Genomic DNA, 1,003 nt, shown 5'->3' on the forward strand with positions numbered 1-1,003 from the left:
GGTTACTTTTCTATCAAGAGAAAAGTAACAATCCTATTGAACTTGTCTGCCGTCGAAGAAGCGCACCGTGCGACTCGTCTGCTGTGCCTGCGCTTCGTTGTGGGTTACCATCACGATGGTGCGGCCGTCTTCCTTATTCAGGCGGTGGAGGATGTCCATGACCTCGATACCCATCTTTGAATCCAGGTTACCGGTCGGCTCATCCGCCAGGATAATCTCGGGGGTCCCAACGATGGCACGGGCGATGGCTACACGCTGGCACTGACCGCCGGACAACTGTGTCGGGAAGTGGCGCATGCGGTGGCTCAGGCCTACCTTTTCGAGAACGGCTTCAGCAGCCTTGCGGCGTTCGGAAGAAGAGACGTTACGGTAGAGCAGCGGGAGTTCTACGTTATCCAGTACGTTCAGCGAATTGATCAGGTGGAAGGATTGGAAGACGAAACCGAGTGTCTTGTTACGGAAGGCGGCCAGTTGTTTGTCGTTCATACTGACCGTATTGGTTCCGGCGATCTCGACCGTACCGGCTGTCGGGGCGTCCAACAGTCCGATGATGTTCAGCAAGGTGGACTTTCCGCAACCGGAGGGGCCCATGATGCTCAGAAATTCGCCTTTCTGGATATCCAGGTTCACATTCTCCAAAGCTACTGTTTCGATCTCCTTCGTACGGTAGATCTTTTCGAGGTTTGTTAATTTGATCATGATGTTTGATATTTAATTGTTACTATTAATTCATTTATTATATAATTGTTATTGATGTATCGTATTTTATCAGAAATGAGTGTTTGTTTATAGCAACTGGTTGTAACTGGCTCCCCTCTTGAGAGGGGGAAGGGGGTGTGTCATATTCCCGCCCATACAATCACCATAATCAGAGTCACTTGACTATTACAGGTTCATTTGCCGTCTGCTTCAGCTGACGGTTTACAAGTTGTTTCTCTCTTTTGGCTTCAGCCACATTTCTCTTAGATAGAAAACTGTAAGAAATGGGACTAAAGTCCAATGA

1 protein-coding gene is annotated in these 1,003 nt (G+C 48.6%); it reads right to left on the bottom strand.

Annotation, left to right across the window (positions count from 1 at the left end; translation table 11 throughout):
- Nucleotides 1-33 precede the first annotated feature (33 nt).
- On the bottom strand, nt 34-699 hold the full coding sequence (locus DXA15_RS25075; protein WP_128135849.1) for an ABC transporter ATP-binding protein: 666 nt from the start codon (nt 697-699) through the stop codon (nt 34-36).
- Nucleotides 700-1,003 lie beyond the last annotated feature (304 nt).

Origin of the sequence: Parabacteroides sp. AM58-2XD, from assembly GCF_003463685.1 — a bacterium.
In the GTDB taxonomy this organism is placed as follows: domain Bacteria; phylum Bacteroidota; class Bacteroidia; order Bacteroidales; family Tannerellaceae; genus Parabacteroides; species Parabacteroides segnis.

What these genes read in the sequence shown, in the direction of transcription:
- DXA15_RS25075 (WP_128135849.1), bottom strand. Translation starts at nt 699, where the DNA reads ATGATCAAATTAACAAACCTCGAAAAGATCTACCGTACGAAGGAGATC.